Source organism: Metapseudomonas cellulosilytica, from assembly GCF_049334135.1.
Taxonomy (GTDB): Bacteria; Pseudomonadota; Gammaproteobacteria; order Pseudomonadales; family Pseudomonadaceae; genus Metapseudomonas.
This window is the reverse complement of record NZ_JBHZGN010000001.1, coordinates 329,467-356,250: the sequence shown is the minus strand read 5'-3', so window position 1 is coordinate 356,250 and position 26,784 is coordinate 329,467. Positions and strand designations below refer to the sequence as shown.

Genomic DNA, 26,784 nt, shown 5'->3' with positions numbered 1-26,784 from the left:
TGGTTGGTTTTTTGGAGCGGAACAGCAGGCGACTGTAGGGGCGAATTCATTCGCCAAGGGCTGCGTAGCAGCCCCTGCGGAGTCCAAGGGCAGGCCTACGGCCTGCTTGGCGAATGAATTCGCCCCTACAGGGTTCGTGACCGCCAGTGGTCAGAGCGCAGCGCGGAACAACGGCTTGCAGGCCTTGGCGATCTGTTCGATATGGCGCTGGTCGGTACCGCAGCAACCCCCCATCACGTTGAGATGCGGCAGGCGTCGACGCAGGGCGGCGTACTGGGCACCGAGCTCCTCCGGGTCACCGCAGTCCAGGGCGATAGCCTCGTTCAGTTCGGCGTGGCTCTTGCGCGAGGCGTTGGCGCGCAGGCCGCGGATGCGCTGCACCCACCGACTGCCGGGCACCAGCACATCGTCGAAGTGGTCCGGGTGGGCGCAATTGATCATGTAGTAGGCGGGGTAGTTGGCGGTGGCGCTGTCCACCTGCTCGATGGCTTCCTGCAGTCCCTGCCCGGTGGGTAGCCGGCCATCGGTCTCCAAGGCGAAGGAGATGACCACCGGCATGCGTGCCTCGCGGGCTGCCAGGGCGATCCCCAACGCTTCCTCCGCATAGTTCATGGTGAGGGCCGTGACCATGTCGGCGGCGGATTCCGCGAAGAGGCCGAGCTGTTCGCTGTGGTACTGCTGGGCCTGGAATTCGTCCATGGCTTCGTCAGGTGTGTAGCCATCGCCGCGCGGACCCATGCAGCCGCTGATCACCACTGGCGTGCGGCCGCTCTCGACTTCACAGCGCAACTCCTCCAGCAGGGTGATGGCCTGGCGGTTGATCGCGGCCAGCCCCTGGGGCGTGAAGCCGAGGTGATTGGCCCAGTCGGGGTTGGCGCGCCAGGTGGGGCTTTCCAGGACCAGACCCGTGCCGTAGTGGCTGGCGATGGCGCAGTAGGCGCGAAAGTACTTGCGCAGGGCCTCCTGGCCATCGGGATAGTTGAGCAGTACGAATGCGGCGAAATCCGGGAGGGCGATGCCCTCGTGAAAGACCAGGGTGGTCTCTATGCCGCCATCAGTCAGGAACAGTTCGCCCTCCAGTTGCGGTAGGGCGCTGCGATATTGGGCCATGGCCTTGACTCCGTGACCTGTGGACGTTCGCTGTCCGGACAGGCTTCGGATCGAAAGCGGGGCGGACAGCCAGGCTGGCCTCGGGCGGTTTCCGTAGTGTGTGGGCTGGCCCGCAGGCGGTGCGCCGGGCGGGCGCTGGGCGCCCGGTGCGTACCAAAAAAGGCTAGCACCAGCGCGGGGCGCGGCTGAGATGGACTGATGGGTGGGGCCGAGGTTGAGGCAGGTATGGTTTGTGAGGGGAACCAACAAATGTAGGGGCGAATGAATTCGCCCCTACACGGTCGCAATCGCCCCCATTGGCAAGGCAGAAATACCTTCGATTCAGGGCCTGGTCGCGTCGCTCGCCCCGTTGCGCTCGTGCCGATAGGCGCTCACCGCTTCATACACCGCTTTGCGCAGGCGGTTGATGCCGCCGATGGGGCGGTGTTCCGCAAGGCCATGCCAGGGGTTGAAGGAGAGGTTGTCGCAAGCGAGGTTCTGCTCGCGGCTGTCGAAGTCCTGGGCCGGGACCTTGATTCGCGCGACGGTCACAAAGGGGGAAATCGCCTCGTCCCATTCGACGCTGGTGTCTTCGATCGGCATGTAGTGCTCGGCGTTCTGCTGCTGCACCTGGAAGGCGAAACAGGCCGGCACGCGGTCCAGGGACAGCTGCTGGTAGAGGGCGTTGCGCAGGAAGTTGGGCAGCGCGGTGTTCTGCTCCGGCAACTGGTAGGGCGGGCAGCTCTGCGGGTCGGGGATGACCCGGTACTTGATGTTCGCCAGACCCAGCTTGTACGGCGCGATGGAGCTGTAGGTGGCGTCGATCGGGCTGTCCGGTGCCGGCGCCAGGGTCTTCAGGGCGATGATCAGGTGGCGGACTTCCCAGCTGCGCGGGTCCCAGCCGGGGAAGAAGGCGCGGACCTTCTCGCCATTGGCCTGGGCGTTGAAGTTCTGCCGGTACTCGGCCACGTCGCGGACGAAGAACACCGGATGGTTGAACATCACGAAGTCCTGCTCATTGGCGTGGGTCGGACTCTTCATCAGCTTCTCACCGGGCACGTCGAGCAGCTTGATGGCCATGCCGCGGGCGTCGGGTGCGCTGTCGAATTGCGGGAAGCCGTTGCCGTTGGACAGGCGCATCACGGCGTTCCAGGTCTTGCCCGGTTCGGCAAAGACGCCGGCCCGCAGGCCGCTGTCGATATCCGGCAGCACGGTCACCTCGGCCTTCACGCAACCGTGGGCCTTGGCATGGGCGTCACGCAGTACGCGGGTATTGTCGCGGTGCTGTTCGACGATGCGGATGGCGTCGTCGATGATGGCCCGGGTCTGGGCCGCTTCGTCGGCGGGTACGACCTCTTCGGTGGGCGCCGGGCCGGAGAACTTCCAGCCGTAGTAGGCCTCGCCCAGCAGCCAGCCGCCAAGGCCGACCACCAGCAGGACGAGGGAGCTTTTGACGAGTACTCGGCCGAGCCAGAGCCAGAAGCGTATGAGCATGGGGGCTTGAATCCTTTGTCTGCTTCAGGGGTGGCGAGGGCTCAGCCCTCGCACGCGGGGCCTGGGGTCCAGGGGCGGGGTTGCACCGGGGTGAGCCGGCTTTCCAGTTCCGGGTTGCCCAGCACCTTGAGGTACTCGATCAGCGCCAGGCGCTCGTCCGGTTGCAGGAAGCGGCCGATCACGCCGTCCTTGCGGCAGCCATCGCGAAACTCGTGGCCGCGGTTACCGTTGCCCTTGACCGAGGTGTCCAGCAGGAAGCTGCCGGGGAAGGCCGCCGTCTGGAAGCCGACGAACTTCGGGTCGTACTCGAAGCTGCCGACATGGAAATGGTTGGCCCGCTCGCTGACCGGTGAGAGCACCTGGAACAGGGTCGGCACCGAGCCGTTGTGCAGGAAGGGCGGGGTGGCCCAGATGCCATCCAGCGGGCGCGCCTTGTAGCCGCGCTTTTCCTGCACGCCGATGGGCAGGCCGAAGCCGTCCATGCGCGCGCGTTCTTCGCCGGAAACTCCGGCCTGCTTGTAGGCCTGTTCTTCGACGAAGGATGTGATGTAGGCCAGGCCCTTGGCGCTGGAGATTTTGCTGAAATCCACCTGGTCGAGGCTGGCCCCGAACAGCTTGACGTCGAGCTTGGCCAATTGCTCGCGGGTCCAGCCCAGCTTGCTGATGTCGAAGCGGTGGTCGGCGATATTGTCGGCGGTGGTGGAATCTGTGCCGACGATGTCGACCGGTACGATGCGCATGTGCCATTCCGGGTTGCGGCCGGGCGCCATGCGTTGTTCCGCTGGCACCACGTTGGGTGCGTGGCAGTAGGCGCAGTTCTCCACGAACAGGGCGCGGCCCTGGCTGGCCCGGGGCAGGTCGATCTTGCCGAAGACCGCTTCCGGCCACCCGGGCGGGGTCAGTTTCTTCAGGGTTTCTTCCAGGGTGTGGAGGTCGCGCACGCGCACGCTGGAGGCATAGCGATCCGCCTCCGGGACCTGGCCGCCGTCCGCCTGGAACAGGTGCAGGCTGGCACCCACGCCGAGGGCTTCGCCGATATTGCGCGCCATGGGCTGCATGGCCGAGCCGTTCCACTGCACCCAGTCGAACTTCCAGATATCCCAGAGGTGCGGGTAGCTCACCGGGGCATCGGCGACCCGGTAGTTGTCCGGGCTGATGGCGTCGCCATACACGCTGTTGGCGATGCGGCCGAAGGCGTCGGTGCGGCCGAAGCCTTCCTCGGTGGGGTAGAGGCCGCGGTGGAAGTCGTTCCAGGCGGTGGCGAGCAGGCGGTCCAGCACCTGCTTGAACTCGGCGCGCAGCGCTTCCTTGCCTTGGGGGTAGCCGTCGCCGAGTACCTCCTTGGCGAAACGGCTGAATTTGAGCGGGTTGTAGTAGGTGAAGGCCATGCTCATGCCCAGTGCCTGGCCGAAGCCGCCACCACGCAGGGTGGGCACGGTGGAGGCCAGGGAGTGCAGGGCGGCGCCGCCGTCGATGCGCACGGCCTGGCCGTTGTAGCGCAACTCGCCGGTGTGGCAGGCGGCGCAACTGATATCCAGGTACTGCCTGCCGCTCTTCTCGTCTTCGTGGCGGGCCATGCCCACTGGCAGGTTGCCAGGGTTGAGCGGGGTGGGTTTCTGCTGCGGGTCGACCAGGAAACCGAAGCGCGCCAGGTATTCAGGACGGGCGAAGCGGTCGCTGGAGAAGGGCAGTTCCAGGGCGGTGAACCACTCGTAGCGCAGGCCCTTAACGGTGGTGCCCTGGGGCGTGTAGTAGTAGGTCTGGCGTTCCGCCGCGCTCCACTGGTCGAGGTAGTGCAGCTGGGTGGGGGGCTGGTACGCCGGCAGGTTGGGGTTGGCGATGTAGTAGAGGACCAGCGCCAGGCCTGCCAGGGCCAATGCCAGCACCAGCAGTAGGACACGACGAAGGGCGTGCATCGGTACTTCCTTGTAGCTCGGGGAAATTTCCTAGCTTATGCCAACAGACAGGGATGTTGGCAAGGTGCTATTACGCAAATGCGCTAAGGCTTTGGATAGAGCACCACGGCGGCGCGTTGCTTGGCCCGGCCGAAGCGACTGATGCGCTCGAACTCCTGGTGGGTGACGGGCACGTGCTGGCAGTCCTGGGGCCGCCTCTGCAGGCTGCGTTCGGCATTGGGGTCGTGGAGGTAGACGAAGGCGCGGTCGTAGTCGGTGACCAGTACCCAGTGGGGCGCCCGGCTGCGGCTGCGCCGATGACCGTCCACCAGCACCAGCGGCTGGCCGCCGGCTTCCAGCAGCGGCCCCAGGTCCAGTTCATCGCTGAGGTGCTGTTCGATATCGGTGTCCTGCAGGGCGCTGCAGAAGTCCTCGTGGGCCTGGAGGATCACCTCGCGCTTGCCGGCATCGCGCACCTCGTCGAGGAACAAGGGACCCTGGTGGCTCAGGTGCAACCTGACCCGGTAACCCCGTCGCCAGGCCGCCAGGGCCAGTCCGTGGGGGCCGCAACCGCCATGCCCGCCGGGCATGTGCACGCTGCTGGCCTCGCGCCAGAGACGCAATTCGTCCTGATGGTTGCCCGAAATCGAGCCGTCCAGGGCGCCCATGGCCATCAGCAGGCAGGCCGGGCCGCAGGTGAACTCGGTGGTCTGGTGGTAGTAGGGCACGTGACGTTGCAACGCCTGTGGATGGCAGACCACGCGCTTTTCCAGGCGCAGGGCGTCACGGTGATCGGGGAAGAAGTCCGGCAACAGGCCCAGGCTGCTGTAGCCATTGCGCTCGAACAGCGCCACGGCCTGGCGGCTTTCCGGACATACCTCCAGCCGCAGGTATGCGCACTGGTGTTCACGGGCACAGGCTTCGGCCGCCTCCAGCAGGCGCTGGCCGATACCGTTGCCTCGGGCGCGCGGGTCGGTGGCGATGGAATGGAGGCGGCCGAGGGTGCTGTCCTGGCGGAACAGCACCAGGGCGTAGCCGAGGATCTGGCCGTCACCCCCGGCGACCTTCAGGCTGGCATTGGCTTCTACCAGCATCCAGCGAAACTGCTGCCGGCCGAGGCGCGGGGGCTCGAAACAACGGTTTTCGAGTTCCACCAGCGCCGACAGATCGTCGAGCGTGGCGGGACGCAACAGAAGATTCATGGCAGGCCCCGCAAGGCAGGGAAGGAATCGCACGAGTATTGGCCCGGATTGGAACGCTGTCGAGACGCTTCCCGGGGGTGGCCGCCCGATTTAATCCCGAATGGGAATCGGGTCTATAGAAAAACGTTCCATAGCCCGTCAAGGTTCTTGCTAGCGTTACAAGTAGCCCGTTCAACCTATTGTTTTTATTGATAAATCAAATTTTTGACGTCAAGGAGCGCACACCTTGGACCTCATTTCCGCCGCACCGCGACGTCTACTGGTGGTCGACCCTTGCGAGCATTGCCGGCAGTTCCTGCCATTCCTGGTGGAGGCTGGCTGGTCTGTCTCCAGCCAGAGTCTGGACCAGGCCCTGGCGGCGAGCTACGACATTGGGCTTCTGCGTCTGCGCATCGACCACCTGGAGCAACCGGAAGGGGTCAAGCACCTGATCAGCCGCAGCGGCACCGAGTGGATCGCCCTGATCGATCCCTACACCGAAGCCCATTCGGGCCTCGATGAGTTCATTGGCGAATGGTTCTTCGATGCCCTTGCCCTGCCGGTGGACCTGCCTCGGCTGCAGGGGTTGCTCGGCCGTGCCTTTGGCATCGCACGCCTGCGCGGGATCGGCACCCGCCGTGGCGACCAGCATGAGCTGCTCGGCCAGAGCCGGCCGGCGCGGGAATTGCGCAAGCAGCTGGCGCGCCTGGGACCGAGCGAAAAGCCGGTGCTCATCTGCGGGGAAAGCGGCTGCGGCAAGGAATTGGTTGCGCATACCCTGCATCGGATGTCGCGACGGGTGGCAGAGCCGTTCGTCAGCTTCAACTGCGGCGTGCTGCCGGAACCGGAGACCGCCAGCCTGTTGTTCGGTCATCAGGGCAAGCTGGCGTCGGCCAATGGCGGCACCCTGTTCCTCGATGCCATCAGCGAATTGCCCCTGGGCCAACAGGAGCGCCTGCTGGCTTGCCTGCGCACCAGGACGCTGCGCCATGCCGATGGGGTGGGCCTGCCGCTGGACGTGCGGGTGCTGGCGTCGACCCGGGAAGAGCTGGGCGAGCTGGTGGAGCAGGGGCGGTTCGACCCGGGGTTGCGCCTGTGGCTCGAGCAGAACCGCCTCTGCATCACGCCGCTGCGCAAGCGCCAGGGCGACATCGCCCTGCTGGCCAGCTACTTCGCCGATCTCTACAGCCTGGAGGCCGGGCGCCGGCCCAGTCATTTCAGCGAGGAAGCGCTGTCAGCCATGTCTCGCCATCGCTGGCCGGGGAACGTACGCGAGCTGGCCAGCCGGGTGCGGCGTGGCTATGCCCTGGCGGAGAGTGGCCAGATCGAGGCGGATGACCTGGGGCTGCAGAGTTCGCCGGCGGACGGCGCCCCGCTGGGAACGCTGGAGGATTACAAGCGCCGGGCGGAGTACCAGGCGCTCTGCGATGCCCTGGCCCACTACAGCAGCAACCTCAGCCATGCGGCCAAGGTGCTGGGAGTGTCGCGGCCGACTTTCTATCGGCTGCTGCACAAGCATCAGTTGTTATAGGGGAGATCATTCGCAAGGCAGTCCGCAGGATTGCCCTCGGAAATCCCGGGGGGCAGCTGCGCTGCCCTTGGCGAATGAATTCGCCCCTACAGGAGCGCGTTGGTTACATCCCGTTGGCGAAGGCCGGGAGGCTAATGTCGATGGCGGCGCGCACCGGCTTCAGCGCCTCGGCGTAGCGGGCGAGGATATCCAGGTCGTAATCCATTCGGGCGCGGATGCGCTGGTCGTCTTCGCTCACCGGGTCGGTTTCGTTGAGCACTTTTTCGACGCCGCGGACGATCAGATGCTCCGGCAGGTAGCAGAGGCGGCAGTTCTTGTAGCTGGACGCACGCAGTTCGCTGATGGGGTAGCCGCCACCGATGCCGGAGGAGACGCCTACCAGCAGGCCCGGTTTGTGGGCCAGCTCGGCCTTGCTGGCGTAGATGAAGAAGTTCTTGATCGCCGGGCAGGCCATGCCGTTCCACTCGGGGGCGATCACTACCACGGCATCCGCGTCGCGCAGCAACTGCTGGTAGTCGGTCCAGGGGCCGGTGTCCTCGGCCGGCCACAGGGGCAGCGGGCCCTGGCCGAGGTCGATGATATTGCAGGAGCTGGGGCTGGCCTTGTCGAGGTCGATCAGGCGCTGGCGGATGAAGCGGGCGACCTTGCCCGATTGGCTGTTGGCGCGGCTGGAGCCGGCGATCAGGACGATGTTCAGCATCTTGGGTTCCTTGTTCAGGGATTCCTTGTTGAAAGCGCGGGGAGGCTAGCCGGACCTTTGCGGCTCGGCAAGGGAGAAGGGCTGCTCCTTTGTAGAGCGAGGGGCAGGACTGCGTCCTGCATTCGCGAATGAATTCGCTCCTACAGAGGTACAGGCTCAGTCGTCTGGCTGGGCGGTGCCGGCGCGAGTCACCCCTCTCCCTTTGGGAGAGGGGACGGGGGTGAGGGAGGTTTGGAGCTGCAGGGAATTCCAAGGGGCAGACCTGCGGCCTGCTTGGCGAATGAATTCGCCCCTACAAAAGAAAGCCACGGCGGTATCAGGCGCGGAACTGATCCATCAATCCCTGCTGCTGGTTGGCCAGGCGATTGAGCGACTGGCTGACCTGGGCCGACTCCTCGGCCTGCCCGGAGAGGGCTTCGGTGACGTCACGGATCGACGCCACGTTGCGATTGATCTCCTCGGCCACGGCGCTCTGCTCTTCGGCGGCACTGGCGATCTGCAGGTTCATGTCGGTGATCACGGTCACGGCTTCGCCTATGCGCTTCAGGGCGGCCACCGCCTGTTCGACCTGCGCCACGCTGCCCTGTGCCTGGCGATGGCTGCTGTGCATCGACCCCACCACCTCGCGGGTGCCGTGCTGCAGGCCTTCGATCACCTGGCGGATTTCCTCCACCGAGTCCTGGGTGCGTTTGGCGAGGTTGCGGACTTCATCGGCCACCACGGCGAAGCCGCGCCCGGCTTCGCCGGCACGGGCAGCCTCGATGGCGGCATTGAGCGCCAGCAGGTTGGTCTGCTCGGCAATGGCGCGGATCACTTCCAGTACCGAACCGATCTGCTCGCTGCTGCTGGCCAGGGCCTGCACTTCGTCCATGGCGGCACTCATCTCGCTGGCCAGTTGCTCGATGGAGCTGGTGGTGCGGCCAATCACCCCGAGGCCTTCGCGAGTGGCGTGGTCGGCACCGCGGGCGGCTTCGGCGGCCTGTGCGGCGCTGCGGGCAACGTCCTGGGCAGTGGCGCTCATTTCGTTGGAGGCGGTGGCCACCTGGTCGACTTCGCGGTACTGCTGCTGCATGCCGGCGCTGGTCTGGCTGGCGATGGCGGCGGACTGGTCGGCGGTACTGCGAGCGTCCTGCACCGAGCGTTTCACGTCGGCGATGGTCGGTTGCAACTTGTCGAGGAAGCGGTTGAACCAGCCGGCCAGCTCGCCCAGTTCGTCCTCACGGGCGTAGTGGAGGCGGCGGGTGAGGTCGCCTTCACCGCTGGCGATGTCCTTTAGCATCGTGGCGACGCCGAGGATGGGGCGGGTCACGCCGCGGGCGGTGAGCCACACCAGCAGCAGGCCGGCGATGGCGGCGACAAGGCCGACCAGCAGGCCGGTAAAGTTCGCGGCCCGGCCCTGCTGGTCGAGCTTGGCCTCGAGGTCCAGGGCCGGCGCCAGCAGCACCTGCTGCGGCACTTCCAGCAGGACGCTCCAGGGCGCGGCGGTAGGGATCGGCTTGAACGGCTGCATCACCCGCAGCATGCCGTCATGGCTCATTTCCACGGCATTGCCGGCGTTCAGGTTGCCGGCCAGTTCGCCGGCCTTGTCGCCGAAGGCCTTTTCCAGCCTGGCGCTGAGCAGCGACGCGTCGCGGCTGTGACCGGCGAGCAGGCCGGCGGGGCTGATGATGCTGACATGGCCATTGCCGTCGAAGAGTTCGTGGTTGCCCGCCACGCTCAGCTGCTGCAGGCGCTCGAGGCTGATGTCCAGGCCCATGACAGCCACTGTCTTGCCGTTCAGTAGCAGCGGGAAGGCAATGCTGGTCATCAACACCTGGCGACCGCCGACGTTATCGAAGTAGGGGTCGAGCACGCAGGCCTGGCCGGTCTTCATCGGGCAGGTGTACCAGGCGTTATAGGGCGCGCCGCTGGGGCCTGTGCTGCTGTCGGCGAGCATCTTCTCGTTCATCGACTCGGACTCCAGCTTGCCGGGAGTGGGCTGGGCCCAGTAAAGGGAAAAGCGGCCCTTGTCGTTGCTGCCGAGTTCGGGCTGGCCCTCGAAGAGTTCGTCCTTGCCGTCCAGAGCGTTGGGTTCGAAGACCAGGTAGAGGCCGAGGATTTCCGGGTTGGCCTCCAGGCTGGTGCGTACCTGGCGGGTCAGGTCCTCACGCAGGTCGAAGGCGTCGAGGAAGCGCTTTTCCGCTTGTTCCTTGAGGAACAGGACCTGGCGTGAGAAGCCTTTGCCGTACTGGTAGTTGTCCATGAAATAGCGCTGGATGCGGATCGCCTGCAGCTCCGCACGGGCCTGCAGCCGCAGGCGTGCGCTCTGCTCGAGCATCTGGCTGCTGTCGGCCTTCACCAGGCTGGCGCTGCGCTTGGACTGGTAGAGGGCGGATCCGATCAGGAGGGTCACTATGGCCAACAGGCAGAGGCCGGCCAGCAGGGTGATCTTCCACTGAATGGACAAGCGATTGAACGGCATCGAGGGCTTCCTTCTGTCTCGTCGGAACTTCATTCGTTGTCGGCGTCAGAGGCGACTTCTTGACGTGCCGGCGACGAAAAGCCGTGCGGAATGCACGAGGGCGGAATTTGCAGGCAAGAATTGTGCACAGTCCGGTCAATATTCCGAACGCTTTTTGACAGAGGGGCCACCTTTCGGCAGAGTGCGCGCTTTTTTTTCGCGGCAAGTCCGCGGCCGGCGTGGTCTGGAAACCAGAGGAGTGGCGATGAATGCGGTAGTGGCGGCGGTGGGGATCATGCTGGTCGCGCTGCTGCTGTGCGTGGCCATCTCCTCGCAGAACATCCTGCCGGTCCACATCGCCTTCATCCCGTTGCTGGTGCCGCCGCTGCTATATGTGCTGACGCGCCTGTCCATCGACCGCCGGCTGATCGCCTGCGTGATCACCTTCGGCCTGATCACGCCCTACATGTTCCTGCCGGTGGGCTTCGGCAACATCTTCCTGAACGAGATCCTGCTGGCGAATGTGGTGAAAAGTGGCGTCGACGTTACCGGCGTGAATGTCACCGAGGCGATGTTGATACCGGCCCTGGGCATGGTGTCCGACCTGCTGGTCGCGCTCTTCAGCTATCGCCGCAAACGCAGCTACGACCTGGGGCATATCGCCGAGGCCGAGCAGGTGGGCGTGGCCTACAACCCGCTGAGCCTGGCGGTGGCCGGCGTGGCGATCCTGGTGGCCTTCGCGATGCAGTTCTGGCTGGACTCGATGATCATCGGCGCGCAGCTGGGCTTCAGCCCGCTGGCCATCGTCAGCATCGTCGGCACCGCCGGCGCCCTGGGCGACGCCGGTTCGCCGGCCTCCGACTCCACCCTGGGCCCGACCGCGGGGCTGAATGTGGACGGCCAGCACAACCACATCTGGGACACCGTAGTGCCCACCTTCCTGCACTACAACCTGCCGCTGCTGGCCTTTGGCTGGGCCGCGGCGATGGTGCTCTGAACCGCGCCAACACTGGCCGGCGGTGGGGCACGGCTGCGACGTAGGTTGGTGCCGAGCCTGCGAGGCCCAACATGTGACCCGCAGGGCCACTCCTGCGAGGCCTTGGGCGACGCAAGCGTCGCCTTGTCGGGCTTCGCTTCGCTCAGCGCCAACCTACTTGGCGCCCGCTTGAATAATCAGCACCACGTAACCCAGTCACCACGGGCATCTGCCTGCATCGCGATTGAAGTCGCGCAATGACCGCGAAGTAGTGCAGGGCAACAGAACCCCCGAATGACGCCCATGAAAAACCCGGCACTTGGCCGGGTTTTTCGTTTCGCGGGTTCGCCTTAATTGGCGAGGGCCACCAGGCCGGAGTGATGGACCAGGTCCAGCAGCGGCTGCGGGTAGACGCCGAGGACGAAGGCCAGCAGGGCCACGAACAGCAGCATGATGCCGCCGGCGCGCTGGGCCCAGTGCAGTTCCGCGTCGTGGCGGCGCAGGTTCGGCTCGACCAGGAACAGGGTCACCATGACGCGCAGGTAGTAGAAGATACCGATGGCGCTGCCCAGCACCAGGGCGCCCAACAGCCACCAGAGGCCGGATTCGACACCGGCGGCGATCACGAAGAACTTGCCGATGAAGCCTGCGGTCAGCGGAATGCCGGCCAGCGACAGCATCATCACGGTGAGCACGGCGGTCAGGTACGGACGGCGCCAGAACAGGCCGCGGTACTCGTACAGGGCGTCGCAGTCACGGCCGCTGAAGGGGGTGGACATCAGGGTCACCACACCGAAGGCGCCAAGGCTGGTGAGCACATAGGTGGCCAGGTAGACACCGATGGCTTCAACGGCCAGGCCCTTGCTCGCGATCAGCGCCACCAGCAGGTAGCCGAAATGGGCGATGGAGGAGTAGCCGAGCAGGCGCTTGATGTTGTTCTGCACCAGGGCCAGCAGGTTGCCGAACAGGATGGAGGCGATGGCGATCACAGTCAGCAGGTCGTTCAGCCAGCCGCCGGCAGTGGCCGGGGACAGCTGGTACAGACGCAGCAGCACGGCGAACACGGCAACCTTGCTGGCGGTGGCCAGGAAGGCCGCCACTGGCGCCGGGGCGCCTTCGTACACGTCCGGGGTCCAGAGGTGGAAGGGCACCAGGGACAGCTTGAACGCCAGGCCGATCAGCATCATGCCGATGCCCAACTGGGAGAGGACGCTGGAGGTGCCGGCGGCGGCCAGCTGGCTGAAGCTCAGGCTGCCGGCGTCGGCATAGAGCAGGGCCATGCCGAACAGCAGGAAGGCGGAACCGGCGGCCGAGAGCACCATGTACTTGATGCCGGCTTCCAGGGAGCGCTTGTTGAAGAAGGCGTACGCCACCAGGCCGTAGATCGGCACCGAGAGCAGTTCCAGGCCGATGAACAGGCCGGCCAGGTGCTGCGCGGTGACCAGCACCAGGCCGCCGGCGGCGGACAGGAGGATCAGCAGGTACATCTCTTCGCGGTTGCCCGGGTAACCCTTGCCGGATTCACCGCCCAGGTAGGCGTGGATCAGGGTGACGCAGGCGAGGGTGCCCGCCAGGACCAGGGCCATGTAATAGGCGCCGAAGTTGTCCACCATCAGCAGCGGGGTCACCTCCAGCGGGGCGACCTTGAGGGCTGGGAGGATGGAAACCAGGGCCAGGTTCAGACCGATGACCGACAGGCCGAAGGTCCACGAGTGGTGCCGCTTCCAGGCGATGGCCAGCATGACCACCACGATGGTGGCGCAGGTGACCAGCAGCGGCAGCAGGGCGATCAGGTGTTGAGTCGTGAATTCCATAACCTACTTACCGGGCAACGAGTTGATTGACGGCGGAATCCAGCCACTGGTGCACGCCATGCATGGTCGCAGCGGAGGTATCCAGCACCGGTTGCGGGTAGATGCCGAGCAGGACCAGCAGGCCGGCGAGGCCCAGGACCATGACCAGCTCGCGGTATCTCAGGCCTTCGTAGACGCTCTCGGTCTTGGCCGGGCCGAAGTAGGCGCGGTGGATCATGATCAGCGAGTAGACCGAACCGAACACCAGGCCAGTGGAGGCCAGTACGGCGATCCAGGGCACTTGCTGGAAGGCGCCGACCAGGATCAGGAACTCGCCGACGAAGTTGCCGGTGCCGGGCAGACCCAGCGCGGCGGCGGCGAAGAACAGGCTGACGCCCGGCAGGTAGGGCATGCGTGCCCAGATGCCGCCCATCTCGCGCATGTCGCGGGTGTGCAGGCGCTCGTAGAGCTGGCCGCACAGGATAAAGAGTGCGGCGGCGGAGAGGCCGTGGGCGATCATCTGCACGATGGCACCCTGCAGGGCGATCTGGCTGCCGGAGTAGATGGCGATCAGCACGAAGCCCATGTGCGACACGCTGGAGTAGGCCACCAGGCGCTTGATGTCGGTCTGGGCGAAGGACAGCAGCGCGCCGTAGACGATGGCGAACACGCCGAGCCATTGGGCGATGGGGGCGAACTCGGCCGAGGCGTTGGGGAACAGCGGCAGGGCGAAGCGGATCATGCCGTAGGCGGCGGTCTTCAGCAGGATGCCGGCGAGGTCCACGGAACCCGCGGTCGGCGCCTGGGCGTGGGCGTCGGGCAGCCAGGAGTGCACCGGCACCACCGGGAACTTCACCGCGAAGGCGGCGAAGAAGCCGAGCATCAGCAGGTACTCGGTACCGGGCGCCAGTTCGGCCTTCAGCAGGTCGGCGTAGTTGAAGGTCAGCACGCCGGTGTTGCTGTAGTTCACCAGCACCAGGCCGAGGATGGCCACCAGCATGATCAGGCCGCTGAACTGGGTGTAGATGAAGAACTTGGTGGCGGCGTTGATGCGGCTCTTGCCCTTGCTTCCGCTATGACCCCAGAGCGCGATGAGGAAGTACATCGGCACCAGCATCATTTCCCAGAAGAAGAAGAACAGGAACAGGTCGACGGCGAGGAACACGCCGACCACGCCGCCGAGGATCCACATCAGGTTGAGGTGGAAGAAGCCGACGCGGTTCTGGATTTCGCGCCAGGAGCAGAGCACGGACAGCACACCGAGCAGGCCGGTGAGGACGATCATCAGGATGGAGATGCCGTCCAGGGCCAGGTGGATGGTGATGCCGAAACGCTCGATCCACTGCACCTTGAACTCTTGCGCCCACACCGGCTCGGTGCCGGGCGCGGGAGCCAGGGTGAAATCGCCGGTCGCCCACAGCCAGAGGCCGAGGACGAACAGCAGGGTCATGGTGAGCAGGGCGATCCAGCGGGGCAGGGTGGTGCCGAAGCGCTCACCTTGCCAGCAGAGCAGGCCGCCGATGAAGGGAATCAGGATTAGCCAGGGCAGAATCATGACGGGCTCAATTCCTTAAGAAGATTCAGGTCAGCAGCACGGCGCCGAGCACGAGCACGGCTCCGCCGACGATGGATACGGCGTACCAGCGCAGCTGGCCTGTCTGGCTGCGGCTGAGGGCACTGTTGCCACCACGTACCACGCGCGGGATCAGGCCGATGCTGCCGTCGATGGGGTCGCGGCGGAGCAGGCGGCAGGCCAGCAGGTAGGGTTTGACGAACAGCAGGTCATAGAGCCAGTCGAAGCCCCAGGCGGCGAACCACCAGGCACCGAGGAAGCGGCCCGGGGCGCTCTGGGCGACGGCGCTGACGAAGCGGCGCTTGCCAAGGAACAGCAGGGCGGCCAGCAGGATACCCGCCAGGGCGATGGCGCCCGAGGCGATTTCCAGGCTGTGCTTGGCCTCGCCGCCGGCATGGCCGACGCTTTCCGGCAGTACCCCGGCCAGCGGCGGGGTGATCAGCGCGCCGACGAAGGTGGAGAGCACCAGCAGGACCACCAGCGGCAGGCTGTGGGCGATGCCGTGGCCGGCATGGGCTTCGGTCTTCGCTTCACCGTGGAAGGCGATGAAGATCAGGCGGAAGGTGTAGATCGAGGTCAGGAAGGCGCCACCCAGACCGGCGTAGAGCAGGCCGGCATGACCACTGGCGAAGGCTTCCCAGAGGATCTCGTCCTTGGAGTAGAAGCCCGCGGTGACCAGCGGCAGGGCGGCCAGCGCAGCGCCGCCGACGATGAAGCAGGCGTACGGCAGCGGCAGCTTCTTCCACAGGCCGCCCATCTTGAAGATGTTCTGCTCGTGGTGCAGGGCGTTGATCACCGCACCGGAGGCAAGGAACAGCAGGGCCTTGAAGAAGGCGTGGGTCATCAGGTGGAAGATCGCCGCGTCCCATGCGCCAACGCCCAGGGCGAGGAACATGTAGCCGATCTGGCTCATGGTGGAGTAGGCGAGGATCCGCTTGATGTCGGTCTGCACCAGGGCGGCGAAGCCGGCCAGCACCAGGGTCACGCCACCGACGATGCCGACCAGTTCGAGGATTTCCGGGGTCAGCAGGAACAGGCCGTGGGTACGGGCGATCAGGTAGACGCCCGCGGTCACCATGGTGGCCGCGTGGATCAGCGCGGAGACCGGGGTCGGGCCCGCCATCGCGTCCGCCAGCCAGGTCTGCAGCGGCAGCTGGGCGGATTTGCCCACGGCGCCGCCGAGCAGCATCAGGGTGGCGACCCAGAGCCAGGCGTCACCGGCCACGTACTTCTCAGGGGCCAGCTTCACCAGCTCCTGGATGTTCAGGGTGCCGAGGTGGAAGAACAGGATGAACAGGCCGATGGCCATGAACACGTCGCCGACTCGGGTGACGATGAAGGCCTTGAGTGCCGCGTTGCCGTTGGGCGTGTGGCTGAAGTAGAAGCCGATCAGCAGGTACGAGCACAGACCCACGCCTTCCCAACCGAAGTAGAGGAACAGCAGGTTATCGCCCAGCACCAGGAACAGCATGCTGGCGATGAACAGGTTGGTGTAGGCGAAGAAACGCGAGAAACCCTCGACGCCGCTCATGTACCAGGAGGCGAACAGGTGGATCAGGAAGCCGACGCCGGTGACCACGCCGAGCATGGTCAGGGATAGGCCGTCCAGGTAGAGGGTGAAGCTGGGGGCGAAGCCCGCCACGCTCATCCACTGCCAGAGCACCTGGGTGTAGACGCCACCTTCCGGCGGGGCCACGTTGAACTGCCAGATGATATAGGCGGCGACCAGGGCCGAGAGACCCACGGAACCGACGCCGATGACGGCGGAGGTGTTTTCGGAGAAACGCCCGCGGGAGAAGGCCAGGATGAACCAGCCAAGCAGCGGGAACAGGCAAGTGAGGAATAGAAGGTTCATCCGCGCATCTCGCTGGCAGCGTCGATATCGAGGGTATGGAAGCGGCGGTACAGCTGCAGCAGGATCGCCAGGCCGATACTGGCTTCGGCGGCTGCAAGGCTGATCACCAGAATGAACATGATCTGGCCGTCAGCCTGGGCCCAGCGGGCGCCGGCGACCACGAAGGCCAGGGCGGCAGCATTCATCATGACTTCCAGGCTCATGAGCACGAAGAGGATGTTGCGGCGCACCATCAGGCCGGTCAGGCCCAGGCAAAACAGTACGCCGGAGAGCGCCAGGCCGTGTTCCAGTGGGATGCCAGTCATGGCGTTACTCCTTTGCTTCGTGGCGGCCGAGGTGGAAGGCGGCGACCAGGGCTGCCAGCAGCAGCATGGAGGCCAGTTCCACGGCCAGCAGATAGGGGCCGAAGAGGGCGATGCCGACCGTCTTGGAGTCCACGGTGGCGTGGCCGATGCCGGCACCGCTTGCGTTGCCGAACAGCACGTAGAGCAGCTCGGCCAGCAGGGCGGCTGACAAAATGGCCGGTCCCGTCCAGATGCCGGGCTTGAGCCACTTCTTCTCCTGCTCGGCGATGGCCGGGCCAAGGTTCAGCATCATCACCACGAAGACGAACAGCACCATGATGGCGCCGGCGTAGACGATGATCTCCAGGGCGCCGGCAAAGGGCGCGCCCAGGGCGAAGAAGCACATCGACACCGCCAGCAGCGAGACGATGAGGTTGAGCAGGGCATGCACCGGGTTGGTGTTGGTGATCACCAGCACGGTGGAGGCTACCGCCACGGCGGCGGCGAAATAGAAGGCGAATTCCACGCGCGTCTCCTTAGGGCAGCAGGCTCTTCACGTTGATCGGCTCGGCCTCGTTCTGCGCGGCGCCTTTCGGCTTGCCGGCGATGGCCATGCCTGCCACGCGATAGAAGTTGTAGTCCGGGTTCTTGCCGGGGCCGGAGATCAGCAGGTCTTCCTTCTCGTACACCAGGTCCTGGCGCTTGAACTCGGCCATCTCGAAATCCGGGGTCAGCTGGATCGCGGTGGTGGGGCAGGCTTCCTCGCACAGGCCGCAGAAGATGCAGCGGGAGAAGTTGATGCGGAAGAATTCCGGGTACCAGCGACCATCCTCGGTCTCGGCCTTCTGCAGGGAGATGCAGCCCACCGGGCAGGCCACGGCGCAGAGGTTGCAGGCTACGCAGCGCTCCTCGCCATCGGGGTCGCGAGTGAGGACGATACGGCCACGGTAGCGCGGCGGCAGGTAGACGGGCTCTTCCGGGTATTGCAGGGTGTCACGCTTGCGGAAGGCATGGCCGAAGATCATCACCAGGCTGCGAAGCTGGGTGAAGGTGCCATGCACGACATGGATGATTTCTTTGATCATGGCATTACTCCTTACTGGGCCGCGGCCAGCACCAGGGCGCCGGTCACCAGCAGGTTGATCAGGGTCAGCGGCAGGCACACCTTCCAGCTGAAGGCCATCACCTGGTCATAGCGCGGGCGCGGGATGGACGCACGCAGCAGGATGAACAGCATGATGAAGAAGCCGGTCTTGAGCGCGAACCAGATGAAGGGGATCTGCGGCAGGATGCCGAACGGGCCGTGCCAGCCGCCGAAGAACAGGGTCACCAGCAGGGCGGAGATCAGCACGATGCCGATGTACTCGCCCACGAAGAACATGCCCCACTTCATGCCGGCGTACTCGATGTGGTAGCCGTCGGCCAGTTCCTGTTCCGCTTCCGGCTGGTCGAACGGGTGACGGTGGGTCACGGCGACGCCGGCGATGATGAAGGTACAGAAGCCGAAGAACTGCGGAATGATGAACCACAGGTGCTGGGCCTGGTATTCAACGATGTCGCGCATGTTGAAGGAACCGACCTGGGCCACGATGCCCATCAGCGACAGGGCCAGGAACACCTCGTAGGAGATGGTCTGGGCCGAGGCGCGCAGGCTGCCCAGCAGGGCGAACTTGTTGTTGCTCGACCAGCCGGCGAAAAGCACCGCGTAGACCGCGATGCCGGCCATGGCGAAGAAGAACAGGATGCCGATGTTCAGGTCGGCCACGCCCCAGGTGGGGGTGACCGGGATCACGGCGAAGGCGACCAGCAGGGCACTCATGGCGATGATGGGCGCCAGGGTGAAGATCAGCTTGTCGGCGAACGGCGGGGTCCAGTCTTCCTTGAAGAACATCTTGATCATGTCCGCGCCCAGCTGGAAGGCGCCGAAGGGGCCTACGCGGTTCGGACCATAGCGGTCCTGCCACAGGCCCAGCAGGCGGCGTTCCACCCAGGAGAGCAGCGCGCCGCTCACCACCACCGCCAGGAGGATGACGATGGACTTGAGGACAGCGATGACGATGTCGATCAGTTCGGGCGTCAGCCAGCTCATTGTGCGGACTCCTGTACGGCGGTGACGACGGCGCCGGCGAAGGCGGCCGGGATGCCCGGCAGGCCGGCGGGCAGGCCGACCAGGCCGATGCCCATTTCTTCCTTGACGGCCAGCGGCAGACGCAGGGTCTGGCCATTGACGGTCAGGGCGAGCAGGGCGCCGTCATTGACGCCGAGGCGATCGGCCTCGTCCTTGGCCATGGCCACGTAGGGCTGCGGGATGCGCTCCTGCACCGGGGCTGCGCGGGAGCTGTTCTCCTCGCTGCCGAACAGGTGGTGCAGCGGCACGGCCTGCCAGGTGCCCTGGGTCGGGTTGAAGGCGGCATTGACGCTGAACCAGGGCAGGACCTGGCCCTTTGCCTCGATCAGGCGCACGCCCGGGTCGCCGGCGCGCAGGTGACCGCCGACTTCGTCCTGGAACTTGTTCCAGGCCTGCGGCGAGTTCCAGCCCGGGGACCAGGCGAAGGGGATCTGCTGACGGGGCTCGACGCTGCCGGCATAGCCTTCCATGGAGAAGGCGAAGGGCGAGTCCTTGTCCTGGGGCTGGCGCGGCTCGTGCACGCTGATATCCGCGCGCATGGCGGTACGGCCGCTGTAGCGATGCGGCTCGCGGGCGAGCTTCAGGCCCTTGATGCGGAATGAGGCGGTCGGTGCGGCATCACGGATGCCGGCCAGCAGCGGGCTGCTGTCGGCGCAGGCGGTGGTGACCTGGTCCAGCTGGGTCCAGTCCACGGCCTTGCCCTGCAGGGTGCTGTGCAGCGCGTGCAGCCAGCGCCAGCCTTCGCGGACGATGATCTGGTCGTCGTAGTAGCTTGGCTCGAAGACCTGGAAGAAGCGCTGGGCGCGGCCTTCCAGGCTGACCAGGGTGCCGTCGCCTTCGGCGAAGCTGGCGGCCGGCAGCACCAGGTGGGCGCGTTCGACGGTAGCGGTCTGTTGGTGGTCGGCGACGATCACGACTTTCGCCGCGGCCAGGGCGGCATCCACCTTGGCGGTGTCGGCGCGGCGGTACAGGTCGTTCTCGAGCACGACCACGGCGTCGGCCTTGCCGGAGGTCAGGGCGTCCAGGGCGGCGTCGACGGACTCGCCGCCGAACAGGGCCAGGCCCATGCTGTTGGCTTCCGGTACTACCAGGCTGAGGGAGCCGTTCTTCTCACGGTTCTTCAGCGCGCTGGCGATGTTGGCGGCGGCTTCGATCAGGGCACTCTCGCCCAGGGAGGCGCCGGAGATCACCAGCGGGCGCTTGGCGGCCAGCAGGGCTTCGGCGATGCGCTTGACCAGCGCGGCGGCCTCGGCTTCAAGGCCTTCCACGGCCGGGGCGCTCGGATCGATGGCGTGGGCCACGGCGAAACCGATGCGGGCGAGGTCGGCCGGCGCGGCGTGGACGCTCTCGGCGGCCACATCATCCAGGCGGGTGGCGGCGACGCTGGCGATGAACAGCGGGTTCAGGGCGTCCTGGGCGACGTTCTGCACGGCCGCCATGTGCCAGTCCTGGATCTTCATCGAGGCGGCGATCTCGGTGGCCTTGCCCTTGACGGCCTGGCGCAGGGCGAGGGCCATGCGGGCGGCGGTCTGGGTCAGGTCCTCGCCGAGGACGAAGATCGCGTCGTGCTTCTCGACGTCGCGCAGGGTGGGCACCGGCAGCGGGCCGTTCTGCAGGATGTCGCGGATCAGGCGCAGGTTGGCCAGTTCCTGGGCGGCGATGCCGGAGTAGTAGTGCTCGGCGCCGACCAGTTCGCGCAGGGCGAAGTTGCCTTCGAGGCTGGCACGCGGCGAGCCGATGCCGATCACGCGCTTGCCTTTGAGCAGCTCGGCGGCCTTGTCCAGGGCGGCGTCCAGGCTCAGTTTCTGGTTGCCCAGCAGCGGTTGGCGCGGACGGTCTTCACGGTTCACGTAGCCATAGCCGAAGCGGCCGCGGTCGCAGAGGAAGTATTGGTTCACCGAGCCGTTGAAGCGGTTCTCGATGCGGCGGATCTCGCCGTAGCGCTCGCCGGGGCTGATGTTGCAGCCGCTGGAGCAGCCGTGGCATATGCTCGGGGCGAACTGCATGTCCCACTTGCGGTTGTAGCGCTCGGAGTGGGTCTTGTCGGTGAACACGCCAGTGGGGCAGACCTCCACCAGGTTGCCGGAGAATTCGCTCTCCAGCACACCGTCTTCGACGCGGCCGAAATAGACGTTGTCGTGGGCGCCATAGACGCCGAGGTCGGTGCCGCCGGCGTAGTCCTTGTAGTAGCGCACGCAGCGGTAGCAGGCGATGCAGCGGTTCATCTCGTGGGAGATGAACGGGCCGAGCTGCTGGTTCTGGTGGGTACGCTTGGTGAAACGGTAGCGACGGGCGTTGTGGCCGGTCATCACCGTCATGTCCTGCAGGTGGCAGTGACCGCCTTCCTCGCAGACCGGGCAGTCGTGCGGGTGGTTGGTCATCAGCCATTCGACGACGCTGGCGCGGAACTGCTTGGCCTCTTCGTCGTCGATGGAAATCCAGGTGTTGTCGGTGGCGGGGGTCATGCAGGACATGACGAGGCGACCGCGTTTGTCGTTCTCGTCGGTGTACTGCTTCACCGCGCACTGGCGGCAGGCGCCGACGCTACCGAGCGCCGGGTGCCAGCAGAAGTAGGGGATGTCGAGTCCGAGGGACAGACAGGCCTGCAGGAGGTTGTCTGCACCATCGACTTCGAGCGTCTTGCCGTCTACGTGGATAGTGGCCATGGTTCAGTCTTCATCTGCCCGTGTGACCGGGCTTTGGCTAATGGAATCAGTGTGCGCGCGGGGCCGGGTGAGCGGCCGCCGCTGCGCGAATTCTTCTTCTCAGGCGCCGACGGGAATCGGTCGCGCTGCCGGGATCTGGCGGGCGATGCCTGCCTCGAACTCCGGACGGAAATACTTCATCGCACTGCCCAGCGGCTCGACGGCGCCCGGTGCGTGGGCGCAGAAGGTCTTGCCTGGGCCGAGGAAGCTGACGAGCTGCTCCAGGGTCTCCAGGTCGCCGGGTTGGCCTTCGCCGCGCTCCAGGGCGCGCAGGAGCTTCACGCTCCAGGGCAGGCCGTCGCGGCAGGGGGTGCACCAGCCGCAGGATTCACGGGCGAAGAACTCTTCCATGTTGCGCAGCAGGGAGACCATGTTGATGCTGTCGTCCACGGCCAGCGCCAGGCCGGTACCCATACGGGTGCCCACCTTGGCGATGCCGGCGGCGTACATGGGGGCGTCCAGGTGTTCCGGGAGCAAGAAGCCGGTACCGGCGCCGCCGGGTTGCCAGGCTTTCAGCTTGTAGCCGTCGCGCATCCCACCAGCGTAGTCCTCGAACAGCTCGCGAGCCGGGACGCCGAAGGGCAGTTCCCAGAGGCCGGGGTTCTTCACCTTGCCGGAGAAGCCCATGAGCTTGGTGCCCATGTCTTCGCTGCCCGGGCGGGCGAGGGTCTTGTACCAGTCCACGCCGTTGGCGACGATCGCCGGCACGTTGCACAGGGTCTCGACGTTGTTGACGCAGGTGGGCTTGCCCCAGACGCCGACGGCGGCGGGGAAGGGCGGCTTGGAGCGCGGGTTGGCGCGGCGGCCTTCCAGGGAGTTGATCAGCGCGGTCTCTTCACCACAGATGTAGCGGCCGGCGCCGGTGTGGACGAAGAGCTCGAAGTCGAAACCGCTGCCGAGGATGTTCTTGCCCAGCAGGCCGGCGGCCTTGGCTTCCTCGATGGCGCGGTTCAGGTTGTTCGCCGCGTCGACGTACTCGCCGCGCAGGAAGATGTAGCCGCGATAGGCCTTGAGGGCGCGCGCGGAGATCAGCATGCCTTCCACCAACAGGTGGGGCAGCTGTTCCATCAGCATGCGGTCCTTCCAGGTGTTGGGCTCCATTTCGTCCGCGTTGCACAGCAGGTAGCGGATGTTCATGGATTCGTCGGCCGGCATCAGGCCCCACTTCACGCCAGTGGGGAAGCCCGCACCGCCGCGGCCCTTGAGGCCGGAGTCCTTGACCTGCTGCACGATGTCGGCCTGGGCCATTTCGGTCAGGGCCTTGCGTGCGGCGGCGTAGCCGTTCTTCTGCTGGTACTCGTCGAGCCATACCGGCTGCGCGTCTTCGCGCAGGCGCCAGGTCAGCGGATGGGTTTCTTCGCTGCGATTGATGCGGTTGGCCGGTCCGATGGAAGTCAGGGTCTTCATTCGTAGGCCTCCAGCAGCTTGGCAACGCCGTTGGGCTGGACGTCGCCGAAGGTGTCGTCGTCGATCATCACGGCCGGGGCTTTGTCGCAGTTGCCCAGGCAGCAGACCGGCAGCAGGGTGAAACGGTTGTCGGTGGTGGTCTGGCCGAGGCCGATGCCGAGTTGCTTTTGCATCTCGGCAACGACGGACTCATGGCCGCCGACGTAGCAGGTCATGCTATCGCACACGCGGATCACGTGGCGGCCCACCGGCTGGCGGAAGATCTGGCTATAGAAAGTCGCCACGCCTTCGACGTCGCTGGCAGGGATGCCGAGGATCGCGCCGATGGCGTCAGCGGCGCCGTCCGGCACCCAGCCACGCTCCTTCTGGACGATCTTCAGGGCTTCGATGGACGCCGCGCGCGGGTCCTCGTAGTGATGCATTTCGTGCTCGATGGCCGAGCGCTCGGTTTCGCTGAGAACGAAACGGTCGGTCTGGATAAGGGTGCTCATATCAGCGGTCCACGTCAGCCATTACGAAGTCGATACTGCCCAGGTAGGCGATCAGGTCTGCCACCATGCTGCCGCGGATCACCGAGGGGATCTGCTGCAGGTGGGGGAAGCTGGGCGTCCGGATCCGGGTGCGGTAGCTCATGGTGCTGCCGTCGCTGGTGAGGTAGTAGCTGTTGATGCCCTTGGTCGCCTCGATCATCTGGAAGGCTTCGTTGGCCGGCATGACAGGGCCCCAGGAAACCTGCAGGAAGTGGGTGATCAGGGTCTCGATGTGCTGCAGCGTGCGCTCTTTCGGCGGCGGCGTGGTCAGCGGGTGGTCCGCCTTGTACGGGCCTTCCGGCATGTTCTTCAGGCACTGGTCGATGATGCGGATGCTCTGGCGCATCTCTTCCACGCGGACCATGCAGCGGTCGTAGGCATCGCCATTGTGGGCCAGCGGTACTTCGAACTCGAAGTTCTCGTAGCCGGAGTAGGGGCGGGCCTTGCGCAGGTCGAAGTCGCAGCCGGTGGAACGCAGGCCGGCACCGGTGACGCCCCACTCGAGGGCTTCCTTGGTGTTGTACTGGGCGACGCCGATGGTACGGCCACGCAGGATGCTGTTCTTCAGGGCGGCCTTTTCATACTCGTCGAGGCGCTTGGGCAGCCATTCGACGAACTCTTTCACCAGGCCGTCCCAACCGCGCGGCAGGTCGTGGGCAACGCCGCCGATGCGGTACCAGGCAGGGTGCAGGCGGAAGCCGGTAACGGCCTCGATCACCTTGTAGGCGCGCTGGCGGTCGGTGAAGGTGAAGAACACCGGGGTCATGGCGCCCACGTCCTGGATATAGGTACCCAGGAACAGCAGGTGGCTGGTGATCCGGAAGAACTCGGCCATCATCACGCGGATGAAGTCGACGCGCTGCGGCACCTTGATGCCGGCGAGCTTCTCCACCGCCAGGACGTACGGCAGGTTGTTCATCACGCCGCCGAGGTAGTCGATGCGGTCGGTATACGGAATGAAGCTGTGCCAGGACTGGCGCTCGGCCATCTTCTCGGCGCCGCGGTGGTGGTAACCGACTTCCGGCACGCAGTCGACGATCTCTTCGCCGTCCAGTTGCAGGATGATGCGGAAGGCACCGTGGGCGGAGGGGTGGTTCGGGCCGAGGTTGAGGAACATGTAGTCCTCGTTCTCGCCGTGGCGTTTCATGCCCCAGTCTTCCGGGCGGAAGCGCGCAGCTTCTTCTTCGAGCTGGTGCTTGGCCTGGGTCAGGCTGAAGGGATCGAATTCGGTGGCGCGCGCCGGGTAGTCCTTGCGCAGCGGGTGACCTTCCCAGGTGTTGGGCATCATGATCCGCGACAGGTGCGGGTGGCCGGCGAAGGTGATGCCGTACATGTCCCAGACTTCCCGCTCGTACCAGTTGGCGTTCGGCCAGATACCGGTGACGGTGGGCAGGTTGAGGTCGCCCTCGGACAAGGCCACCTTGATCATTACGTCACTATTACGCTCCAGCGACATCAGGTGGTAGAACACCGTGAAATCGCCGGCCGGCAGGCCGCGGCGCTGGGTGCGCAGGCGCTCGTCCACGCCATGCAGGTCGTACAGCATGACGTAGGGGCGCGGCAGGTTGCGCAGGAATTTCAGGACGTCGATCAGCTTGTCTCGGCCGACCCAGATCACCGGCATGCCGGTGCGGGTCGACTGAAGGGTGAAGCTTTCGGCGCCGAAGCGGGAATTCAGTTCTACGACGACGTCTTGGTCGTCTGCCTTGTAAGGCGGAATGGACAGAACGGTGTCTGCAGTCATGGTCTCGGTCGCTATTCGTCAACGTAAAGAATGAGCCTTGAGTCTTCCGGGGAAGAACAGGCTCAGACTTCGTCGGGGCTGCGCAGGTTGGTGACCTGAATACGCTGTTCGCGGCGCTTTTCCCGCTCGGAGGGCATGTCGGCACGGTAGATGCCCTGGTCCCCCACGACCCAGGATAGCGGGCGGCGCTCCTGGCCGATGGATTCCTGCAGCAGCATCAGGCCTTGCAGGAACGCCTCCGGACGGGGCGGGCAGCCGGGAATGTAGACGTCCACGGGGAGGAACTTGTCCACGCCCTGAACGACCGAGTAAATATCGTACATGCCCCCGGAGTTCGCGCACGAACCCATGGAGATCACCCACTTGGGCTCCAGCATCTGCTCATAGAGGCGCTGGATGACCGGCGCCATCTTCACGAAGCAGGTGCCGGCAATGACCATGAAGTCCGCCTGGCGTGGTGATGCACGAATGACCTCCGCACCGAAGCGCGCGATGTCGTGCGGCGCGGTGAAGGCGGTGGTCATCTCCACATAGCAGCAGGAGAGGCCGAAGTTGTACGGCCACAGGGAGTTCTTGCGACCCCAGTTGACTGCGCCGTTGAGAACATCCTCGAGCTTGCCCAGGAAGATGTTCTTGTGCACCTGATCTTCTAGCAGCGGGTCGGAAACGGTCTCCCGTTCGCCGATCGGATACTGCTCGTAAGTCGCATCCGGATCGATCCGAGTAAGTTTGTATTGCATTGCCAAAGCCTCATTGTTTTAGCTTCGCCTGCCGCTTGCGACGACCTTCGGGAGCCCAATCGAGCGCCCCGATGCGCCAAAGGTAGACAAGACCTGCCAACAGAATTGCTATGAAAATGGTTGCTTCGATAAAACCGGCCCAACCGCTTTCACGGACGGAGACGGACCAAGCGAAGAGAAAGAGGGCTTCGACGTCGAAGATCACGAAGAGCATCGCGACCAGATAGAACTTGGCGGAGAGGCGCAGGCGAGCGGTGCCGGTGGGGAGCATGCCGGATTCGAAGGGTTCGTTCTTGCTGCGGCCGATGGCCTTGCTGCCGAGCAGGCTCGAGACCCCGATCATGAAGGCGCAGAGGCCCACGACACCCAGCAGGAAAACAGCGAAACCCCAGTTGTGGGACATGATGGCAGTAGCTTCCGACATGCCGGAACTCCTTAAGACAAGGAACGGCGTTCACTTGCGTTAAAAGGTTTAATGCCGGGATCAAATGATGCCCTGGCAATCGATTCCGACAATTTTATGCCCGAGCGGGTGTGCAAGTAAATTTTTCAGGCCAAAAATTTGCCCGAGGCGCCCTTTTTTTGCTGCCTCTCTCCTCTGTAAACCACGTGTGGTGCGGCTTTCAGGATTTCGTTAGGCCTTGGTCTGATTGCGGCCTTATGTCGCACGGGGTGTGGCTGTGGGTGGTGTAATGAGAGTCATTAGCGTTTGACTGGCG

General features: G+C 65.2%; 20 protein-coding genes and 1 pseudogene. 2 read left to right on the top strand and 19 right to left on the bottom strand.

Annotation, left to right across the window (positions count from 1 at the left end):
- Positions 1 to 150: 150 nt before the first annotated feature.
- The 4 genes from ACFW0H_RS01740 to ACFW0H_RS01725 all read right to left on the bottom strand — a co-directional run bounded on the left by ACFW0H_RS01740 (position 151) and on the right by ACFW0H_RS01725 (position 5,680).
- Entirely contained in the window at positions 151 to 1,110 is a 960-nt protein-coding gene (locus tag ACFW0H_RS01740; RefSeq protein WP_422912161.1) for a homocysteine S-methyltransferase family protein, read from the bottom strand.
- A 321-nt stretch (positions 1,111 to 1,431) separates the two neighbouring features.
- On the bottom strand, positions 1,432 to 2,583 hold the full coding sequence (locus ACFW0H_RS01735) for a catalase family protein (RefSeq protein ID WP_422912160.1): 1,152 nt from the start codon (positions 2,581 to 2,583) through the stop codon (positions 1,432 to 1,434).
- 41 nt (positions 2,584 to 2,624) lie between these two features.
- Positions 2,625 to 4,499 (bottom strand): di-heme-cytochrome C peroxidase, encoded by a 1,875-nt coding sequence (locus ACFW0H_RS01730; RefSeq protein ID WP_422912159.1) that lies wholly within the window; start codon positions 4,497 to 4,499, stop codon positions 2,625 to 2,627.
- Positions 4,500 to 4,582: 83 nt separating this feature from the next.
- The gene (locus tag ACFW0H_RS01725) at positions 4,583 to 5,680 is read right to left on the bottom strand and encodes a GNAT family N-acetyltransferase/peptidase C39 family protein (RefSeq protein ID WP_422912158.1); all 1,098 of its coding nucleotides are present in this window, start codon (positions 5,678 to 5,680) and stop codon (positions 4,583 to 4,585) included.
- Between the two features lie 235 nt (positions 5,681 to 5,915).
- Here ACFW0H_RS01725 and ACFW0H_RS01720 point away from each other — a divergent pair, with 235 nt between their 5' ends.
- Positions 5,916 to 7,190, top strand: coding sequence for a sigma-54-dependent transcriptional regulator (locus ACFW0H_RS01720; protein WP_422912268.1), 1,275 nt, complete (start codon positions 5,916 to 5,918; stop codon positions 7,188 to 7,190).
- A 103-nt stretch (positions 7,191 to 7,293) separates the two neighbouring features.
- On the opposite strand, the gene ACFW0H_RS01715 is transcribed toward ACFW0H_RS01720, so the two are convergent.
- Together ACFW0H_RS01715 and ACFW0H_RS30140 are read right to left on the bottom strand one after the other, a co-directional pair.
- On the bottom strand, positions 7,294 to 7,890 hold the full coding sequence (locus ACFW0H_RS01715; RefSeq protein WP_422912157.1) for an NADPH-dependent FMN reductase: 597 nt from the start codon (positions 7,888 to 7,890) through the stop codon (positions 7,294 to 7,296).
- A 316-nt stretch (positions 7,891 to 8,206) separates the two neighbouring features.
- Positions 8,207 to 10,351: a methyl-accepting chemotaxis protein gene (locus ACFW0H_RS30140; RefSeq protein WP_459077278.1), complete on the bottom strand. Its 2,145-nt coding sequence runs from the start codon at positions 10,349 to 10,351 to the stop codon at positions 8,207 to 8,209.
- 274 nt (positions 10,352 to 10,625) lie between these two features.
- Between ACFW0H_RS30140 and ACFW0H_RS01700 the strand changes: the two are divergent.
- A pseudogene (locus ACFW0H_RS01700) lies at positions 10,626 to 11,327 on the top strand (Na+/H+ antiporter NhaC family protein); the annotation flags it as partial.
- A 329-nt stretch (positions 11,328 to 11,656) separates the two neighbouring features.
- On the opposite strand, the gene nuoN reads toward ACFW0H_RS01700, so the two are convergent.
- The 13 genes from nuoN to ACFW0H_RS01635 form a co-directional block, all read right to left on the bottom strand.
- Positions 11,657 to 13,120 (bottom strand): NADH-quinone oxidoreductase subunit NuoN, encoded by a 1,464-nt coding sequence (gene nuoN / locus ACFW0H_RS01695; protein WP_422912156.1) that lies wholly within the window; start codon positions 13,118 to 13,120, stop codon positions 11,657 to 11,659.
- A 7-nt stretch (positions 13,121 to 13,127) separates the two neighbouring features.
- On the bottom strand, positions 13,128 to 14,654 hold the full coding sequence (gene nuoM / locus ACFW0H_RS01690; RefSeq protein ID WP_422912155.1) for an NADH-quinone oxidoreductase subunit M: 1,527 nt from the start codon (positions 14,652 to 14,654) through the stop codon (positions 13,128 to 13,130).
- A gap of 25 nt (positions 14,655 to 14,679) precedes the next feature.
- Positions 14,680 to 16,527 carry an NADH-quinone oxidoreductase subunit L gene (gene nuoL / locus ACFW0H_RS01685; protein ID WP_422912154.1) on the bottom strand — a complete coding sequence of 616 codons (1,848 nt, stop codon included), beginning with the start codon at positions 16,525 to 16,527 and terminating at the stop codon, positions 14,680 to 14,682.
- Positions 16,524 to 16,832, bottom strand: coding sequence for an NADH-quinone oxidoreductase subunit NuoK (gene nuoK, locus ACFW0H_RS01680; protein WP_422912153.1), 309 nt, complete (start codon positions 16,830 to 16,832; stop codon positions 16,524 to 16,526). The genes nuoL and nuoK overlap by 4 nt, the downstream gene beginning before the upstream one ends.
- A 4-nt stretch (positions 16,833 to 16,836) precedes the next feature.
- Positions 16,837 to 17,337, bottom strand: coding sequence for an NADH-quinone oxidoreductase subunit J (gene nuoJ, locus ACFW0H_RS01675; protein ID WP_422912152.1), 501 nt, complete (start codon positions 17,335 to 17,337; stop codon positions 16,837 to 16,839).
- A 10-nt stretch (positions 17,338 to 17,347) separates the two neighbouring features.
- Positions 17,348 to 17,896 carry an NADH-quinone oxidoreductase subunit NuoI gene (nuoI, locus tag ACFW0H_RS01670; RefSeq protein ID WP_422912151.1) on the bottom strand — a complete coding sequence of 183 codons (549 nt, stop codon included), beginning with the start codon at positions 17,894 to 17,896 and terminating at the stop codon, positions 17,348 to 17,350.
- Positions 17,897 to 17,907: 11 nt separating this feature from the next.
- Positions 17,908 to 18,900 carry an NADH-quinone oxidoreductase subunit NuoH gene (gene nuoH / locus ACFW0H_RS01665; protein ID WP_422912150.1) on the bottom strand — a complete coding sequence of 331 codons (993 nt, stop codon included), beginning with the start codon at positions 18,898 to 18,900 and terminating at the stop codon, positions 17,908 to 17,910.
- Positions 18,897 to 21,605 (bottom strand): NADH-quinone oxidoreductase subunit NuoG, encoded by a 2,709-nt coding sequence (nuoG, locus tag ACFW0H_RS01660; RefSeq protein WP_422912149.1) that lies wholly within the window; start codon positions 21,603 to 21,605, stop codon positions 18,897 to 18,899. The genes nuoH and nuoG overlap by 4 nt, the downstream gene beginning before the upstream one ends.
- Before the next feature lie 99 nt (positions 21,606 to 21,704).
- Positions 21,705 to 23,051, bottom strand: a complete 1,347-nt coding sequence (nuoF, locus tag ACFW0H_RS01655) for an NADH-quinone oxidoreductase subunit NuoF (RefSeq protein WP_422912148.1) — start codon at positions 23,049 to 23,051, stop codon at positions 21,705 to 21,707.
- A complete protein-coding gene (gene nuoE, locus ACFW0H_RS01650; RefSeq protein ID WP_422912147.1) occupies positions 23,048 to 23,542 on the bottom strand; it encodes an NADH-quinone oxidoreductase subunit NuoE in 495 nt (164 codons plus the stop codon). The genes nuoF and nuoE overlap by 4 nt, the downstream gene beginning before the upstream one ends.
- A 1-nt stretch (position 23,543) precedes the next feature.
- On the bottom strand, positions 23,544 to 25,325 hold the full coding sequence (gene nuoC / locus ACFW0H_RS01645; RefSeq protein WP_422912146.1) for an NADH-quinone oxidoreductase subunit C/D: 1,782 nt from the start codon (positions 25,323 to 25,325) through the stop codon (positions 23,544 to 23,546).
- A gap of 62 nt (positions 25,326 to 25,387) precedes the next feature.
- The gene (locus ACFW0H_RS01640; protein ID WP_377691370.1) at positions 25,388 to 26,065 is read right to left on the bottom strand and encodes a NuoB/complex I 20 kDa subunit family protein; all 678 of its coding nucleotides are present in this window, start codon (positions 26,063 to 26,065) and stop codon (positions 25,388 to 25,390) included.
- Between the two features lie 10 nt (positions 26,066 to 26,075).
- Positions 26,076 to 26,489 (bottom strand): NADH-quinone oxidoreductase subunit A, encoded by a 414-nt coding sequence (locus ACFW0H_RS01635; RefSeq protein ID WP_377691371.1) that lies wholly within the window; start codon positions 26,487 to 26,489, stop codon positions 26,076 to 26,078.
- Between the last annotated feature and the right edge of the window lie 295 nt (positions 26,490 to 26,784).